Annotated in this window: 16 protein-coding genes; 14 read left to right on the forward strand and 2 right to left on the reverse strand. The window is 63.6% G+C overall.

The features are described 5' to 3' along the window. The 10 genes from GO707_RS12375 to GO707_RS08030 all read left to right on the forward strand — a co-directional run. On the forward strand, positions 1-211 hold a 211-nt coding region (locus tag GO707_RS12375), incomplete at its 5' end, for a hypothetical protein (RefSeq protein WP_232325722.1). Then, positions 205-1,503 (forward strand): hypothetical protein, encoded by a 1,299-nt coding sequence (locus GO707_RS07990; RefSeq protein WP_157012733.1) that lies wholly within the window; start codon positions 205-207, stop codon positions 1,501-1,503. The genes GO707_RS12375 and GO707_RS07990, both read left to right, overlap by 7 nt. Before the next feature lie 573 nt (positions 1,504-2,076). Continuing rightward, entirely contained in the window at positions 2,077-3,948 is a 1,872-nt protein-coding gene (accB, locus tag GO707_RS07995) for an acetyl-CoA carboxylase biotin carboxyl carrier protein (RefSeq protein WP_114539892.1), read from the forward strand. Between the two features lie 9 nt (positions 3,949-3,957). After that, the gene (gene accC, locus GO707_RS08000) at positions 3,958-5,310 is read left to right on the forward strand and encodes an acetyl-CoA carboxylase biotin carboxylase subunit (protein ID WP_114539891.1); all 1,353 of its coding nucleotides are present in this window, start codon (positions 3,958-3,960) and stop codon (positions 5,308-5,310) included. After that, positions 5,307-5,657: an Asp23/Gls24 family envelope stress response protein gene (locus GO707_RS08005; RefSeq protein WP_114539890.1), complete on the forward strand. Its 351-nt coding sequence runs from the start codon at positions 5,307-5,309 to the stop codon at positions 5,655-5,657. Before accC ends, GO707_RS08005 begins: the two co-directional genes overlap by 4 nt. Before the next feature lie 12 nt (positions 5,658-5,669). After that, positions 5,670-6,257: a transcription antitermination factor NusB gene (gene nusB / locus GO707_RS08010; protein WP_114539903.1), complete on the forward strand. Its 588-nt coding sequence runs from the start codon at positions 5,670-5,672 to the stop codon at positions 6,255-6,257. A gap of 5 nt (positions 6,258-6,262) precedes the next feature. Then, on the forward strand, positions 6,263-6,523 hold the full coding sequence (xseB, locus tag GO707_RS08015; RefSeq protein ID WP_114539889.1) for an exodeoxyribonuclease VII small subunit: 261 nt from the start codon (positions 6,263-6,265) through the stop codon (positions 6,521-6,523). A 12-nt stretch (positions 6,524-6,535) separates the two neighbouring features. Further along, positions 6,536-8,413, forward strand: coding sequence for a 1-deoxy-D-xylulose-5-phosphate synthase (gene dxs / locus GO707_RS08020; RefSeq protein WP_114539888.1), 1,878 nt, complete (start codon positions 6,536-6,538; stop codon positions 8,411-8,413). Between the two features lie 371 nt (positions 8,414-8,784). Then, positions 8,785-9,066 carry a hypothetical protein gene (locus tag GO707_RS08025; protein ID WP_114549065.1) on the forward strand — a complete coding sequence of 94 codons (282 nt, stop codon included), beginning with the start codon at positions 8,785-8,787 and terminating at the stop codon, positions 9,064-9,066. Next, positions 9,059-9,484: a PIN domain-containing protein gene (locus GO707_RS08030; protein WP_114539886.1), complete on the forward strand. Its 426-nt coding sequence runs from the start codon at positions 9,059-9,061 to the stop codon at positions 9,482-9,484. The genes GO707_RS08025 and GO707_RS08030 overlap by 8 nt, the downstream gene beginning before the upstream one ends. Before the next feature lie 93 nt (positions 9,485-9,577). On the opposite strand, the gene GO707_RS08035 is transcribed toward GO707_RS08030, so the two are convergent. Beyond that, positions 9,578-10,243 carry a GNAT family N-acetyltransferase gene (locus GO707_RS08035; protein WP_227070055.1) on the reverse strand — a complete coding sequence of 222 codons (666 nt, stop codon included), beginning with the start codon at positions 10,241-10,243 and terminating at the stop codon, positions 9,578-9,580. A 499-nt stretch (positions 10,244-10,742) separates the two neighbouring features. Here GO707_RS08035 and GO707_RS08040 point away from each other — a divergent pair, with 499 nt between their 5' ends. Genes GO707_RS08040 through GO707_RS08050 form a run of 3 tightly spaced genes read left to right on the forward strand, consistent with a single transcriptional unit; the run spans position 10,743 to position 12,752 of the window. Beyond that, positions 10,743-12,068, forward strand: coding sequence for an ammonium transporter (locus GO707_RS08040; protein ID WP_114539885.1), 1,326 nt, complete (start codon positions 10,743-10,745; stop codon positions 12,066-12,068). Between the two features lie 33 nt (positions 12,069-12,101). After that, the gene (locus GO707_RS08045; RefSeq protein WP_114539884.1) at positions 12,102-12,440 is read left to right on the forward strand and encodes a P-II family nitrogen regulator; all 339 of its coding nucleotides are present in this window, start codon (positions 12,102-12,104) and stop codon (positions 12,438-12,440) included. A 51-nt stretch (positions 12,441-12,491) separates the two neighbouring features. Next, complete coding sequence (locus tag GO707_RS08050) at positions 12,492-12,752, forward strand: TIGR03905 family TSCPD domain-containing protein (RefSeq protein ID WP_114539883.1); 261 nt, start codon at positions 12,492-12,494, stop codon at positions 12,750-12,752. Between the two features lie 54 nt (positions 12,753-12,806). On the opposite strand, the gene GO707_RS08055 is transcribed toward GO707_RS08050, so the two are convergent. Further along, a complete protein-coding gene (locus GO707_RS08055) occupies positions 12,807-13,853 on the reverse strand; it encodes an inorganic phosphate transporter (protein WP_114539882.1) in 1,047 nt (348 codons plus the stop codon). 210 nt (positions 13,854-14,063) lie between these two features. Here GO707_RS08055 and GO707_RS08060 point away from each other — a divergent pair, with 210 nt between their 5' ends. Beyond that, positions 14,064-15,464 (forward strand): ATP-binding protein, encoded by a 1,401-nt coding sequence (locus tag GO707_RS08060; RefSeq protein WP_198161046.1) that lies wholly within the window; start codon positions 14,064-14,066, stop codon positions 15,462-15,464. Positions 15,465-15,613 lie beyond the last annotated feature (149 nt).

The raw sequence follows: 15,613 nt of genomic DNA on the forward strand, positions 1-15,613 counted from the left end.
GGGGCAGGAAAGCGGGGAGGAGGGAAGCGATAAAGGAGGGGGATGGAAGGTAATGGGGCGGGAGGAGGAGTTTTTGGGTGAGAGTCGAAAGAAAGGGGGGGCGGCAAATATGGAAGGGCATCATGCTGCCGGATCGGTTGGCGACGAGATGAAGGCGAAAGGAGAGCGAAAGGTTGGGCGGGGAGGGGACGCAGCGAAAAACGGTTGTTGAATGCGATGGAAGCGCGGCTCAGCAAGCGCGGTGGAAAACTTGGCGTGTTGGATGCGGTGGAAAACGCGAGGCGCTCCTATGCGGCGGGGCTGTCATGGGGGCTTATGGAGAGCGTGTCTTCCGCAAGCCGTAATAGAGTCGCATTTCTATCCTATGACCAGGACTTATACGCTCATGAATGTTGGTTTTGTCGAGGCGATCCCGCCAGCTTTATTCCGCGACAATTCCGTTTATTGTGGTGCGCCATGAAGCTTTACCTCGGTTACATATCGGCTCTTCAGTTCTGGCGCTGGTGGTCTTCTTCTCACCCGCTCGCGCTGCGGGTGTTTCACGACATGCGGCCAGGCGAGACTGGGCATACGCCTTCGTTTCCCGTCCTTTTCGTTCCGTCTCTCCGTCAATGCGCTTTCCGCGATGAGGACGTTATCGACTGCTTACGCGATGCGGGCATTGACGTTTGTCCAGCGCCTGTGCACGTGCTTGTCGAGGGTTCGCAGGGAGCCAGAGACACGCCGGTAGTTAAGAAGCATCGAACAACGGTCGCCTTCCCTCGCGGGTCGTTCGTCAAGGTCGCGCCAAGCGTTCTCGTCAGCTCGCCCGAGCTCTTGTTCCTTCAGATGGCCAAGGCGCTTGCGTTTGGAGAGCTGGTCGCGCTCGGGTTCGAACTGTGCGGCTGCTACCCGCTTTCCGACGAGCTGTCGTCGTCTTTGGTGCGCTCGCCGTTGACGACGCCGAGCCGCCTGTCGGCCTTCGTTGCGCGCGCCCGCAACCACGATGGCGTTCAGTTGGCCAGACGTGCCGTGCGGCATGTTATGGCGAAGTCGGCATCCCCTATGGAAACCGAGCTTGCAGCCTTGGCGTTTATTTCTTCGCGCGAAGGTGGTTTGGGTTTGCGGCGCGGTCGCCTGAACGAGCCCATTGACTTCTCCGAGAGCATCCAGCGAGCCTGCGGGTGTCGGCGTGCGGTGTGCGATATTCTCTGGCCCGAAGAGCGTCTGATTTTGGAGTATGACGGTAAGAGGTTCCACGGGACAGACGATAGGGTCAGCCGCGATGCGCGGCGAAAGGACGCGCTTCTGCTGGCGGGCTATGATCTGGTCACCATGACGGGCTCTCAGCTCGGCAATGTATTCCAATGCGCTGAGCTCCTTGATCAGCTGTCAGCGAGAATGGGCAAACCTAAGAAGAAAAGAGGGGCCGGCCATTTGGATCGGCACATGCGGCTTCGCAAGCAGCTGAGGAGCTATCACAACTCCTTCTTGTTTCGTGATGGGAAAGGCTCTGATCGTTGATTCGGATGCGGATTATCGAAGGGGTTGGATTTAAGGTGGCGGGGATGTCGAGAGGGCGATTCCGGGATATTGCGGAAGAGGATCGCGAGAATCGGAAGTTGTTGGGAGTTTTGCGCAGCCGGGACGGGAGAATCGGAAGTTGTTGGGAGTTTTGCGTACTTCTCGGAGCGTTTTGCTTACGAGAGAGGCGGTTTTGGCGCTCGAGACTCCCATCTATTTCCCGATGGCGCTCGAAACTCCCATCTATTTCCCGATTGTGATCGAAACTCCCATCTATTTCCGAAAAATGCCAAGCGGGCAGAAGGCGTCTCTGGTTTTTGAGGCTTGCGGTGGTTGAACTGCGGTGGTTGAACTGCGGTGGTTGAGCTGCGGTGATTGAGCGAAGGGAGCGCTTGGATTAAGGATTGCCGATGCCGCCCCTTGCGCAACCCTTCGGCCGCGTTCGCCCCTCCCGCCGCTTCGTTGATGTTTCTTGTCGGCAAATCGGACGGCGCGGCGCAGGGCCGTGGTAGGCTTCCCCTATAATCCGAAACTTGATCTTTGACTAACCTGTGTATAAGGAGGTGTGAGTTCATGCCACGGCTTCAGATCATGGACACGACCATCCGCGACGGTCAGCAGAGCCTCTGGGCCACCCGTATGCAGATCGGCGACATGCTGCCGATCCTGCCGAAGATGGACCGCGTCGGCTACTGGGCCATCGAGGCGTGGGGCGGGGCGACGTTCGACTCCTGCCTGCGCTTTTTGGATGAGAACCCCTGGGAGCGTCTGCGCGCCATCAAGGCGAACACGCCCAACACGCCGCTCGCCATGCTCTCGCGCGGGCAGAACCTCGTCGGCTACAAGCACTACTCCAAGGAGATCGTGCACCGCTTCATCAACGCGGCGCATCGCAACGGCGTCGAGGTCTTCCGCGTGTTCGACGCGCTGAACGACATCCGCAACGTCGTGGACAACGCCGAGGCCATCAAGGAGTGCGGCGGTCTGTTCGAGGGCGCCATCTCCTACACGATCTCGCCGGTGCACACGCTGGATTCCTACTTGGAATACGGCCAGCAGCTGAAGGATCTGGGCGCCGACACCATCGCCATCAAGGACATGGCCGGCATGCTCACGCCCTATCGCGCCGAGCGCATGGTGAAGGCGTTCAACGAGGAAATCGGCCTGCCGGTGCACATCCACTGCCATTACGTCGGCGGCATGGCCCCGGCCAACATCCTGAAGGCCGCCGAGGCCGGCGTGGCCGTGGCCGACACGGCCCATGCGCCGCTCGCGTTCGGCAACTCGCATCCGGCGGTGGAGATGATCGTGGCCGCCCTGAAGGAGAGCCGCTACGACACCGACCTCGACCTCGATCTGCTGTTCGAGATCTCCGAGTACTGGGAGGAGATGCGCAAGCGCGGTCACTACAAGCGCGGCGTGTCCTCGCTCATCCATATGCAGGTGTACTCGCATCAGGTGCCCGGCGGCATGATGAGCAACCTCATCAGCCAGCTGGAGGTGCAGAAGGCCGCGCACCGTCTGCCCGAGGTGATGGCCGAGATCCCGAAGGTGCGCGCCGAGGTGGGCTACCCGCCGCTCGTGACGCCGATGTCCCAGATCGTGGGCACCCAGGCGGTGTTCAACGTGCTGACGGGCAAGCGCTGGAGCGTCATCTCTAAGGAGATGAAGGACTATGTGTGCGGCTACTACGGCAAGGCGCCGGGCAACATGGACAAGGAAATCGTGGCGAAGGTGGCCGGCGACGCCGAGATCTTGGATCCGAAGATCGCTCCCGGCACGCTGGTGACCACCACCTACGACGAGTGCGCCGCCGAGATCGGGGATTTGGCCCAAAGCGAGGAGGACGTGCTCATGTACGCCCTGTTCCCCAACGAGGCCCGCACCTATTTGAGCAAGCACCGGGTATCCGAGAAAGTCGATTTCATGCTGGAGCAGGAGTCCAGCGCCACCAAGGAGGACGATTACGTGGACATCAATCAGATTCGCGAGCTGGTTCGCGTTGCCGAGGAGAGCGGCGTCGGAGAGATCGTCGTAGAGGAAGAGGGCATGCGCATCGCTGTCCGCATGCCGGGCCAGGGCGCGCCGGCCGCTGCCGTGCCCGCCGCTCCGCAGGCCCAGGCGGCTCCCGTTGCCGCCGTGCCCGCGCCGGCCGCCGAGGGGCCGGCGAGCGATCGTCCGGCCACGTGGAAGCCGGTGGTGGCTCCTATGGTGGGCACCTACTACGAGGCCCCGGCCCCGGGCGAGCCGCCCTTCGTGAAGGTGGGCGACGAAGTGGCCGCCGGCGAGACGCTGTGCATCGTAGAGGCCATGAAGCTCATGAACGAGATCACCGCCGAGGAGATGGGCACCGTGCGCGAGGTGTGCCTGTCCGACGCCACGCCGGTGGAGTACGGCACCGTGCTCTTCTACGTGGAGCCCCACGACCCCACGCCGGGCGCGTAGGAGACAAACATGTTCGAGAAAATTCTAGTTGCCAACCGCGGCGAGGTGGCGCTGCGCATCATGCGCGCCGCCCGCGAGCTGGGCGTGAAGACGGTGGCCGTGTACTCCACGGAGGACGCCGACACCTATCCGGTGCGCTACGCCGACGAGGCCGTCTGCATCGGTCCTGCCCAGTCGAACAAGAGCTATCTGGTCATGGCCTCCATCATTGCCGCGGCGAAGAACACCGGTGCCGAGGCGATTCACCCCGGCTACGGCTTTTTGGCCGAGAACGCGGAGTTCGCCCGCGCCTGCGCCGACAACGACCTCGTGTTCATCGGCCCCGCCCCGGAGTGCATCGACCGCATGGGCGACAAGTCGTCCGCCCGCGAGACCATGAAGATGTGCGGCGTGCCCACGGTGCCCGGCTCCGACGGCTGCCTGGATACCGTGGAAGAGGCTGCGGCCTTCGCCGAGAAGGTGGGCTACCCGGTGCTCATCAAGGCCACGGCCGGCGGCGGCGGCAAGGGCATGCGCGAGGTGCACGATCCGGCCGACCTCGCGGCCCAGTACAAGGCTGCCCGCACCGAGGCTGGCGCCGCCTTCGGCAACGACGGGGTGTACCTGGAAAAGCTCGTGCTGCGTCCGCGCCACGTGGAGGTGCAGGTGCTCGCCGACGACCATGGCAACGCCGTGGCGCTCTGCGAGCGCGACTGCTCCATCCAGCGCCGCCACCAGAAGCTTCTGGAAGAGGCCCCCTCGCCAGCGCTTTCCGAGAACCTGCGCCGCGACATGATGAAGGCGGCCCTGAAGGCCGTGCGCGCCGTGGACTATCGCAACGCCGGCACCATCGAGTTTCTGCTGGACGAGCGCGGCCAGTTCTACTTCATGGAGATGAACACCCGCGTGCAGGTGGAGCACCCGGTCACCGAGGAGATCACCGGCACCGACATCATCAAGGAGCAGCTGCGCATCGCCGCCGGTGAGCCCATGAGCTGCGCGGGCCGCGCCCCGTTCTCGCCTTCGGGCCACGCCATCGAGCTGCGCATCAACGCCGAGGATCCCGAGCACGGCTTCCGCCCGTGCCCCGGCACCGTCACGCGCTTCGAGCCCCCGGCGGGCCCCGGCGTGCGCGTGGAGACCTACCTGCGCCCCGGTTCCCGCATCTCGCCCTACTACGACTCGCTCGTGGCCAAGGTGGTCGTGCACGGCCAGGATCGCGCCGAGGCCGTCGCCCGCGCCAAGCGCGCCTTGGACGAGTTCGTTATTGAAGGAATTGCAACAACTATCCCATTCCACAAACGCGTGCTCGATAACGAGGTATTCTTGGCCGGTGACGCGACAACCGACTTTATCGAAACCCAGATGGGAGACGTACTATGACAGACCAGATGAACGTCGAGGGCCTTTCCATCGCCCCGGGGGTCATGGAGACCATCATCTCCGTGGCCGCCAGCGAGGTGGACGGTGTGGCCTCGCTGGGCTCCTTCGCCACGAGCGGCATCCGCTCTATGCTGGCGAGCAAGCCCTCCACCTCCGGCATCGAGACCAAGATGGGCGACGACAGCAAGCTTTCCGTGGCGGTGCACGTGGAAGTCTACTACGGCTATGTGCTGCCCGAGCTGGCGGCGCAGCTGCGCAGCGCCATCGCCGAGGCGCTGGCCACCCAGGCCGGCGTGGAGGTGTCCTCGGTGGACGTGTACATCGACGGCCTCCAGTTCAAGGCGTAGGTGGCGCGCGGTATGGCTCCGAGAATCCACGAGCGCACCCGCGACCGCATCAGCGCGGTGCAGGTGCTGTACACGAGCGAGCTGACGGGGAAATCGCCCAGCGAGCTGCTCGACTGCGGGCTGTGCCTGGTGGCACGCGAGGCTCCCGCCGATGAGGCCGATGCTGCCGAGGCGGGCGCGTTCGGCCGCATCGAGGAGGGGACGCTGACCGATTACGCCCTGGCGCTCATCCACGGCGTGGAGGCGAACCAGGCCCAGGTAGATGAGCGTATTGAAGCGGCGTCCGAGAACTGGGCGCTCTCCCGCATGCCCATCGTGGACCGTTCCATCCTGCGCTTGGCCGTCTTCGAGATGTTCCACTGCGACGACGTGCCGGTGTCGGTCTCCATCAACGAGGCGGTGGAGCTGGCCAAGGGCTTCGGCGGCGAGGACGACTCGCCGCGCTTCGTGAACGGTGTGCTGGGGCGCATCGCGCGTTCTATGGAAGGCGATGGCGCGGTCGCGGCTGATGCGGTCGGAGCCGACATTGCCGCCGCCGGCCCGGTGGATGCCCTGGTGGGCGCCTCGGGCGCCGCTGCTTGCGTGCAGGTGGGGGTGTAGGCGCCATGGCCGACGAGCAGGGTCGCACCTTCGAGGACGTGCACGAGCGCCTTTCCGAGATCGTTGACGAGGTGTCCGCCGAGGACATCTCGCTGGACGACGCCTTGAAGCTGTACGAGGAGGCCGTGAAGCTGGGCCTTTCCGCGTGCGATTTGTCCGAGCAGGACTTGGACGCGTTTCTGGCGACGGAAGAGGAAACGACGGTCGAGGAGGGCGGCGCAAGCGCTACCCCTACGGGTTCAACCGACATGCCCCGCGAGGCCTAAAGGAAACCGCCCATGGATGTCCCGCGCATACTCGATGCTATCAGCTCGCCGGCCGATTTGAAGGTGCTCGATAACGAGGAGCTGGCCATTTTAGCCCGCGAGATCCGCCAGGAGATCGTCGCCACCACCTCGGTCACCGGGGGACATGTGGCGTCGTCTTTGGGCGCCGTGGACATCATCGTGGCCTTGGAGAGCCTGCTCGACATGCCGCGCGACCGCGTGGTGTTCGACGTGGGGCACCAGGCCTACGCTCACAAGCTGCTCACCGGCCGACGCGAGGCGTTCAAAACGCTGCGCACCTACGGCGGCCTTTCCGGCTTCACCAAGCCATCGGAGAGCCCCTACGACGTGCACCCGTCGGGTCATGCGTCCGACTCGCTCTCCATCGCCACGGGCCTCGCAAAGGCGCGGCAGTTGAAGGGCACCGACGAGAAGGTGGTGGCCCTCATCGGGGACGCGTCGCTCGCCGGCGGCATGGCCTTCGAGGCGCTGAACTACATGGGCAACGAGCAGTTGCCGCTCGTCGTCATCTTGAACGACAACGAAATGTCCATCTCGCGCAACGTGGGCGCCCTCATGAAGCATCTGGGCAACATCCGCGCCAACAGCCACTACCGCGAGGCGCGCGAGGGCCTGCAGGCGGCCATGGAGCAGGGCGGCCCTGCGGCCCGCGGTCTGCTTGGCTTCGGCAAGAACATGAAGGAATCCCTCAAGCAGATGGTGATTCCCCATACCATGATCTACGAATCGCTCGGCATCGTGTGCACCGCTCCCATCGACGGCCACAACATCGCCGAGCTGCGCGACGTTTTGTCGCTCGTGCTGGAAATGGACGGCCCGGCGCTCGTGCACGTGGTCACGCGGAAGGGGGAGGGCTACGAGCCCGCCCGCCGCGATCCCGAGGCGTTCCACGGCACCGGCCCCTACGATATTGCCACGGGCCGCGCGTTGAAGAAGCCCGGGCGCGCCCCCAGCTACACCGAGGTCTTCGGTGCGGCGCTCGCCGACGAGGCGGCCAACGATGCGGACGTGGTGGCCATCACGGCGGCCATGACCGGCGGCACGGGGCTGAAGACCTTCGCGGCGGAGTTCCCCTCGCGCTTTGTGGACGTGGGCATCGCCGAGGAGCAGGCGGTGGGCATGGCGGCCGGCCTCTCGTCGGGTGGCAAGAAGCCCGTGGTGGCGCTGTACTCCACCTTCATGCAGCGGGCTGTGGATCAGATGATCATCGATGTGGCCCTGCCGGAGGCGAATGTGGTGTTCGCTTTCGATCGCGCGGGCCTGGTGGGCGATGACGGGCCTACGCACCACGGCGTCTTCGACATGGTGTACACGCGCATGGTGCCGAACATGCGGGTGCTCGCGCCCTCCGACGAGGCGGAGCTCGTGCACGCGCTGCATACGGCGCTGGTTTTGGAGGGCCCCGTGTCGCTGCGCTACCCGCGCGGCGAGGCCGAGGGTGCGCCGTTGCCGGATGTGCCGGAAGTTCTGGAAGTGGGGAAGTCCCGCACGGTGCGCGAGGGGGGCGACGTGGCCCTGCTCGCCTTCGGTCGCATGGTGGGCCAAGTCCGCGCCGCCGCCGAGCTGCTGTCCGCCGAGGGCATCGAGTGCCGCGTGGTGGACATGCGCTGGGTGAAGCCGCTGGATGCGGAGGCCATCGCTGCGGCGGCGGCCTGCCGTTTGGTGGTCACGGTGGAGGAGGGCGTCATCGCGGGAGGCGCCGGCGAGGGCGTGCTGGAGGTGCTGGCCCGCCAGGGTGCCACGACGCCTGCCGTCACGCTGGGCATCCCCGACCGCTTCATCGGCCAGGGTCCCGTGCCCCAACTCTTCGCCGACCTCGGCCTGAATGCCGAAGGCATCGCCGCTACGGTGCGCGAGGCGCTAGGTTAATCGAACCTCACAGCCAACGCGCTTCGTTCAGCCAAAACACCTGCTTCTTTCCCTGGTAGGCAGTCGAGCAATAGCGCAAGTCGACAAGTCGATTCAAATCGTCGCGAGCCGTGGAGGCGGCGCACTCGAAGGATGGGCGTAGGCCTCCTCCGATAGCCGAATCCGTCTGGCTCGCCCGTTCCTTCCCTCCCCAGGGGCGATGCCAGCTGTTCGAGAAAGGACGCGCACCCGTCACGGATGCGCGTCCTTCTTTTCGTGCGGTAGGACGGGCGCCTCGTGCTATAGAGTCCCAAATACGATACACTGCTCTGTGTACTTGTTTACAAATTCCTTAGGATGAGGTACAGTGAGGCTAGCGAATGGAGGTTGCTATGGCGACGAAGACGTTTTCGGGACGGGCCGATGCCGAGAAGATCCTTCTTGCCGACGCCCTGGCACGACAAGAGTACGGCTTGTCCTTTGGGCAATACTGCAGCGGTGTCCTCGTCGATTACATTTGCGAGACGGGGGCGCTCCCCGATACGCGTGTGCACTCGAAGAAAAAAGGCGGTGTGGCCATGATGCTGAGCCTTGCGAAGAAGCATCAGGGTAGCGACATCGCTCGCCTGAGTGACCAAGAGATTCGCGATCTCGTTGCGAGCCGCTATGAGTAGTAAGGTGCTTCTCGATACCAACGTTATGCTCGACCTCGCCTTGGCACGGCCGGAGGGGTTCGATGCAGCCGCCGCCATCGCCGAGGCCGTGGCCTATGAAGAGGTCGTCGCATATGTTTGCGCCACGTCGCTCAAAGATCTGTACTACATCCTCTCCAAAGCCATGGGGGAGAAGGACGCGCGAACCTACATCAAGGCTGTGATGGACGATTTCATTATCTGCTCAGTCGATTACGCCCTCTGTCGTCAGGCTGCAGATTCCGACGAGCCTGATTTCGAAGACGGTTTAGTGCGCGCCTGCGCCGAGAACGCCCGCGTTGATTTCATCGTCACGCGAGACGTTACGGCGTTTGCTCGATCAAAGGTGCGCTCAATCGCTCCGGCAGATTATGTGGCGCGGTTTCTTGTCGACGAATAGGCATTGCGGATCAAGAGAATTCCGCAGTACTTTGTTTTCTGATTGGGAGGGGCGACCGAGGTCGCCCCTATGGAGGCTGACTCGCGGGGCCAGCTACTGCAGCTTCTTCTCCATGATGTAGTCGTCCATGATGTAGCCGTCGCCGATGTCGGTTTCCGCGGCGTCGATGACCTCGAAGCCCTTCGCCTTGTAGGCGCGGATGGCCATCTCGTTGCGCTTGTTCACTGTGAGATAGAGGGCATCCAGACCGCGCTCGCGGGCGAGGCGCTCGTAGAAGCGGATGGTGGCCGAGCACAGGCCCTCGCCGCGGTGCTCCTTCAGCAGGTAGATCTTCGAGATGAAGAAGCGGTTCGTGTCCGTCTCCACGTGCCCTCCGGTGTAGCCGACGATGCGGGGGACGGCGGCCGTGCGGGCGAAGTCCTCGGTGTCGTGGGCCAACTCGTCGTCGCGGTCGGATTCCACGTCGTCGTTGACGCGGCCGGCTACGGTGTCGCCCTGGTCGTGGATGTCGGCGCCGTGCGTCGCCGCGCCCAGCTCGTGGGGCGTCTCGTCCTCGTGCTGCATGATGAAGAAGTACTCGTAGCCATTGTCGGCAATGTCGGTGCGGAAGGCATTCAGGCTCTGGAACTTCTCCACCATGTAGTCGGTCTGCGCTTGGCCGATGATGGCCGGCCAGTACTCGTTCCAAATATGGTAGGCCATATGGGCCAGGGCCTCGACCTCTTCGTCGCGCTCGACCTGTCGAAATGTAACGCTCATGAGTGCATCCTTCCGCGTTGTGACAAAACTTTTCGAAAAAGTGGTCACAAAATCGAGTTCTGGGTTTTCTTTATGGGCGATACGACCCAATTAACGGTTGCGACTTTGTGTAGTATATCGTTTAGCGATATATTCCTCTTGCTCTTATGTCGTCTTGAGGTCTGCAAAAACCCAGAACTCGATTTTGTGACCAAATCGCGCCGATTCTTTGTAAAGGCAACGCTGCCATTGTAATGCTTCGGCGATCTGTGACGGGACGCGCGGGCATTTGTTTCCGCCCAGTAACAAGGAATGGTCGCCAGTGTTAACACTTATTTTTGAGGGGGTTAACAATCATCGTTGAGCGCGCAGGTCACCAGGTGCCGTGGAACAATCGGGGTGTCCTTGCCGTTGGGCATCTTGGGCGACAAGGGGTGGGGAGGCCCGCGCGGTGCGGCGCGCGGCGCCTCCCGACCTCTTTTCGCCGAGGGCCCGCGAACTGTGAAAGGGGTTGATCGCGATGATTGACACCGGTTCCACTGGGTTCATGCTCGTCTGCGCCATGCTGGTGCTGCTCATGACGCCCGGACTCGCCTTCTTCTATGGAGGTCTCTCCCGTCGCAAGAACGTCGTGAACACCATGGTGATGGTGTTCGGCGTGCTCGGCATCGTTGGGGTTATGTGGGTCGTTTGCGGTTGGTCGTTCGCCTACGGCGGCGACGGCTCGTTGCCGTTTTTCGGCGGCCTCGACCAGATCGGGTGCCTGAGCGCCGTGAACGACATGGTGGCCGAGGCCGAAGGCACACCTGACGCCTTCGCGGTGCTGTCCGGCCAAGGAGCGCTGGCCAACGACCCCGAGTTAGCGGCGGGCTATCCGGCCATTATCGACATCGTCTTCCAGATGGCCTTCGCCATGATCACCTGCGCCATCATCACCGGTGCTGTAGCTGGACGCATGAAGTTCGGCGCCGTATGCGCGTTCGTGGCCGTGTGGGTCGTCGTGGTGTACGCGCCGCTCGCCCATATGGTGTGGGGCGGTGACGGCTCGCTCATTGGCGACATGATCGGGGCCCTGGACTTCGCCGGCGGCGATGTGGTGCACATCTCCTCGGGCCTCACCGGGCTCATCCTCTGCCTTATGCTGGGGCGGCGCAAAGGGTTTGCGGTGCTGTCTTACCGCCCGCACAATGTGCCCTTTGTGGCCCTGGGCGCGGCGCTTCTGTGGTTCGGCTGGTTCGGTTTCAACGCTGGCAGCGAGTTCGCCGCCGATGGCGTGGCGGGTCTCGCGCTGCTGAACACCGTGGCCGCGAGCGCCGCCGGCGTGCTTTCCTGGATGATCACCGAGCGCATCACAGTGGGGAAGTGCACGCTCGTCGGCGCGGCGACGGGCCTGGTGGCCGGCCTTGTGGCCATCACCCCGGCGGCAGGGTTCGTGGAGCCCTGGGCGGCGATCGTCATGGGACTTATCGTGAGCCCCATCGTGTACGCGGCCATTTCCCAGGCCAAGCGGCGCCTCGGCTACGATGACGCGCTGGACGCCTTCGGCTGCCACTGCGTCGGCGGCATCGTGGGCGGCATCCTCACGGGTCTGTTCTGCGTGCCCGGGCTCTCCTGGACCGAGCACGGCGGCCTTCTGTACACCGGCGACTGGTCGCTTCTGGGCTCGCAGGTGCTGGGCATCCTGGTGACCATCGCCTTCGTGGCCATCGCGGACGTAGTGCTGGGGCTTATCATCAAGGCCTGCTTCAAGGGCAGCTTGCGGGTGAGCGCCGAGGATGAGGCGGCTGGGCTCGATGTGGCCGTCCATGGCGAGTCGGCCTATCCGGCCTACCTGGGTCTGGACTAGCACGGCGGAGCGATTGAGAAAGGAGTTGCGGCTATGAAACGAGTAACGGCTATTGTGCGGCCCGAGAAGATGGAGCCGCTGAAGGATGCCCTGTTCGCCGCCGATGTGAAGGGCATGACCATCTCGCAGGTGCACGGCTGCGGCGCCCAGCACGGCTGGAGCGAGTACGTGCGCGGCACCGAAGTGATGCTGAACATGGTGCCGAAGGTGAAATTCGAGGTAGTGGTGGAAGACGACGCGGTGGACGCGCTGGTGGACACCATCGTGGGCGCCGCCCGCACCGGCGAGGTGGGCGACGGCAAGATCTTCGTGGCGCCTGTGGAGGAAGTGGTGCGCATCCGCACCGGCGAGCGCGGCGCGACGGCGGTGTAGGCCACAATGCGGTACAATCTCGCCGAAACAAGGTGCGAGAAAGGAACCGACATGCACACCTACATTCCCCGCGGCGTCTGCTCCCGTCAGATCGATGTGGAACTGGACGGCGACACCATCAAGAGCGTCCAGTTCACCGGCGGCTGCGACGGCAACTTGAAGGCCATCTCCAAGCTGGTGGCTGGCCAGAACGTCGACGACATCGTCGCCATGATGGAGGGCCACACCTGCGGGCGGCGCTCTACCTCCTGCGTGGATCAGATGACCAAGGCCATCCGCGAGGCCCAAGCAAAAGCCGCTGAGGAAGCGTAAGGCGATCCCAGCTGCGGTTCACCCAAGGGCCCGGACTCATGTCCGGGCCCTTTTCTACAGCATCATGAACAGCTTGGCCAAGGCCCAGCCGATAAATCCGCAGCAGGGGAAGGTGAGCACCCAGGCCCACACCATACGGCGGGCGACGCCCCAGTTCACGCGGCGGAAGCTCTTCGAGGCGCCTACGCCCATGATGGAGGCGGTGGAGCAGTGGGAAGTGGAGACGGGCATGCCGGTCATGGATGCCACGAACAGCGTGATCACCGTGGAGAGGGAGGCCGCCACGCCCTGGTACTTCTCCAGCGACACCATGTCCATGGCCACGGACTTGATGATGCGCTTGCCGCCGAGAAGCGTGCCCAGCGACATGGCCGCTGAGCAGATGATCATGAGCCACAGGGGGAAGTCGGTGGCGCCGCTCGTCTCCATGCCGAAGGCGAGCGCGATGCCCAAAAGCCCGATGGACATGAACTTCTGCCCGTCCTGGGCGCCGTGGAGGAACGACAGCGCGCAGGCGCAGATGTCCTGCAGCACCATGCACACCTTGTTGCCGCGCTGGCGGTTGACGCCGGAGAAGAGAAACTCGATGATCTTGGTGGTGGTCATACCGAGGATGAAGCCGCCCACCAGCGAGAACACCATGCCGTAGATGACGAGCATCCACTCGGAGAGCACGACGCCGGCAAGCCCGTTCAGCGCGATGGCCCCGCCGGTGACGCCGGCGATGAGCGAGTGGGACTTGCTGGCGGGAATGCCCCAGAACCAACAGAAGACGCCCCAGCCGATGGAGCCTATCATGGCGGCTATGAGCGCGAGTAGCGCCTGGTGGGTGTTGCCGGAGAAATCGACCATGTTGAACATGGTGTGGGCCACGGCCGTGGAGATGTAGGTCATGCCCACCAGCCCCACGAAGTTGAACACGGCAGCGAGCGCGAGGGCGGCGCCGGGGGTGAGGCAGCGGGTGGAGACCGCGCTGGCGATGGCGTTGGGGGCGTCGGTGGCGCCCGAGATGATGGTCACGCCGATGACCAGCGCCAGAATGCCGAGCAGGATCGGATGATTTCCTGCCTGCGAGAGGAACACCGAAAGAGTCAATTCCATGGCTGAGCCTTATCCCGATGAAGCCGACCGGACGCAAACGCATCCTCTCATTCTAGCGCAACGTCTGCGCTCACGAAAGATGATGCGGAAAGTAAAGAATAGGGCGAGGAGGCCCTGCGTGAGCTGGACGTGCATCAGATTATACTTTGAAGTATAATACTTTGAAGTATAATATCCCTCCAACGAAGCATGGGAGAGAAAGGGGCAATTGTGGACGCGTTCGTCGATCGCACTGAAGAACTCGCCGCCTTGGAGGAGCAGTTCGCCGACCACCAGGCGGCCATGGTGGTCATCTACGGCCGGCGCCGCATCGGGAAGACGGCGCTCATCACCGAGTTCGTCCGCGACAAGCGCGCGCTGTACTTCCTGGCGACGGAGGAGTCGGAGGAACAGAACCGCGCGGCCTTCCAGAAACAGGTGGCCGCGTTCACGGGCGACGAGCTGCTCGGCCAGGTGTCTGTCGACAACTGGGACGTTCTCTTCGACCGTCTGACGAGCGACGGCGAGCGCCTCGTCGTCGCGCTGGACGAGTTCCAGTACCTCGGCAAGGCGAACCCGGCGTTCCCCTCCGTCTTCCAGCGCATCTGGGACACGATGCTTTCCAAGCGCAACGTGATGGTCATCCTGTGCGGCTCGCTCATCTCGCTCATGGAAAGCCAGGTGCTCTCCTATAGCAGCCCCCTCTACGGGAGGCGCACCGCGCAGGTTCGCATGAAGCAGATTCCCTTTCGGTTCTACCGGGATTTCTTCTCGAAGGAGATCGGGCGCCGCGAACTGGTCGAGCTCTACAGCGTCACGGGCGGCGTCCCCAAGTACATCGAGAGCTTCAGGGGCGTGGACGATGTGTACCGCGGCATCGAGAAGAGCGTTTTGAACTCCAGCAGCTATCTGTACGACGAGCCGAACTTCCTTCTGTCGAAGGAGGTGAGCGAGGTGGGAACCTATTTCTCCATTTTGAAGGCGGTGGCGGCGGGCAACCGCAAGAGCGGGGAGATCGCCGCGGCGCTGAACGTGAGGCAGACGGGGCTGTCGAAGTACCTGAAAGTGCTCGAGCGGCTCGATGTGCTGGAGCGCGTGGTGCCCGTGACGGAGGAGAACCCCGAGAAGAGCAAGAAGGGCCTCTACCGCATCAAGGACAACTACCTGCGCTTCTGGTTCCGCTTCGTCTTTCCCCAGATGGGGCTGTTGGAGACGGGGCGGCGGGCGGAGGCGCTGAAGACGATCAGGAACAACTTCGTCGACGGGCAGGTCGCCTACGTGTACGAGGACGTGTGCCGCGACCGCCTGTGGGATGCGGGCGCGGAAGGGGCGCTCCCCTTCATGCCCGAGCGGGTGGGCGCTTGGTGGGGCGCACGCGATGTGGAGCTGGACGTTGTGGGGCTGGGCGCCGAAGAGGGCCGAGCGGTGTTCGGCGAGTGCAAGTTCTGGGCGAGGCCCGTGGGCGCCAATGTGCTGAGGCACTTGGAAGAGCAGGCTCGAAAGGCCCTGGACGACCCCTCTTTTCGGCGCTTTGGCGGCCCGCCCGTCTATGTCCTCTTCAGTATAGGCGGGTTTACCGATGAGGTGCGTAGCGAGGCGCGCGCCCGGAAGGACGTGCTGCTGCTTTCGTAGGGCGCCTTCGACGCGCTGAGGGCTCTTCTTGGCCGCCTTGTGGGCGCGCTGCGAAAAATGTCGGCACTCGGGGAAAATTCACAATGAAGCGCGCGCGAGCGGTGCTATACTGGGCGGGCTTGCCGATAGGCGGCAAGTGTAAGTATCTG

The sequence above is a fragment of the Adlercreutzia rubneri genome (assembly GCF_009755265.1).
GTDB lineage: Bacteria > Actinomycetota > Coriobacteriia > Coriobacteriales > Eggerthellaceae > Adlercreutzia > Adlercreutzia rubneri.

Coding starts and splice junctions, on each gene's coding strand:
- accC (WP_114539891.1), top strand. CDS start 3,958: ATGTTCGAGAAAATTCTAGTTGCCAACCGCGGCGAGGTGGCGCTGCGC.
- xseB (WP_114539889.1), top strand. CDS start 6,263: ATGGCCGACGAGCAGGGTCGCACCTTCGAGGACGTGCACGAGCGCCTT.
- GO707_RS08040 (WP_114539885.1), top strand. CDS start 10,743: ATGATTGACACCGGTTCCACTGGGTTCATGCTCGTCTGCGCCATGCTG.
- GO707_RS08055 (WP_114539882.1), bottom strand. CDS start 13,853: ATGGAATTGACTCTTTCGGTGTTCCTCTCGCAGGCAGGAAATCATCCG.
- nusB (WP_114539903.1), top strand. CDS start 5,670: ATGGCTCCGAGAATCCACGAGCGCACCCGCGACCGCATCAGCGCGGTG.
- dxs (WP_114539888.1), top strand. CDS start 6,536: ATGGATGTCCCGCGCATACTCGATGCTATCAGCTCGCCGGCCGATTTG.
- GO707_RS08030 (WP_114539886.1), top strand. CDS start 9,059: ATGAGTAGTAAGGTGCTTCTCGATACCAACGTTATGCTCGACCTCGCC.
- GO707_RS08045 (WP_114539884.1), top strand. CDS start 12,102: ATGAAACGAGTAACGGCTATTGTGCGGCCCGAGAAGATGGAGCCGCTG.
- accB (WP_114539892.1), top strand. CDS start 2,077: ATGCCACGGCTTCAGATCATGGACACGACCATCCGCGACGGTCAGCAG.
- GO707_RS08035 (WP_227070055.1), bottom strand. CDS start 10,243: ATGAGCGTTACATTTCGACAGGTCGAGCGCGACGAAGAGGTCGAGGCC.
- GO707_RS08050 (WP_114539883.1), top strand. CDS start 12,492: ATGCACACCTACATTCCCCGCGGCGTCTGCTCCCGTCAGATCGATGTG.
- GO707_RS08025 (WP_114549065.1), top strand. CDS start 8,785: ATGGCGACGAAGACGTTTTCGGGACGGGCCGATGCCGAGAAGATCCTT.
- GO707_RS08005 (WP_114539890.1), top strand. CDS start 5,307: ATGACAGACCAGATGAACGTCGAGGGCCTTTCCATCGCCCCGGGGGTC.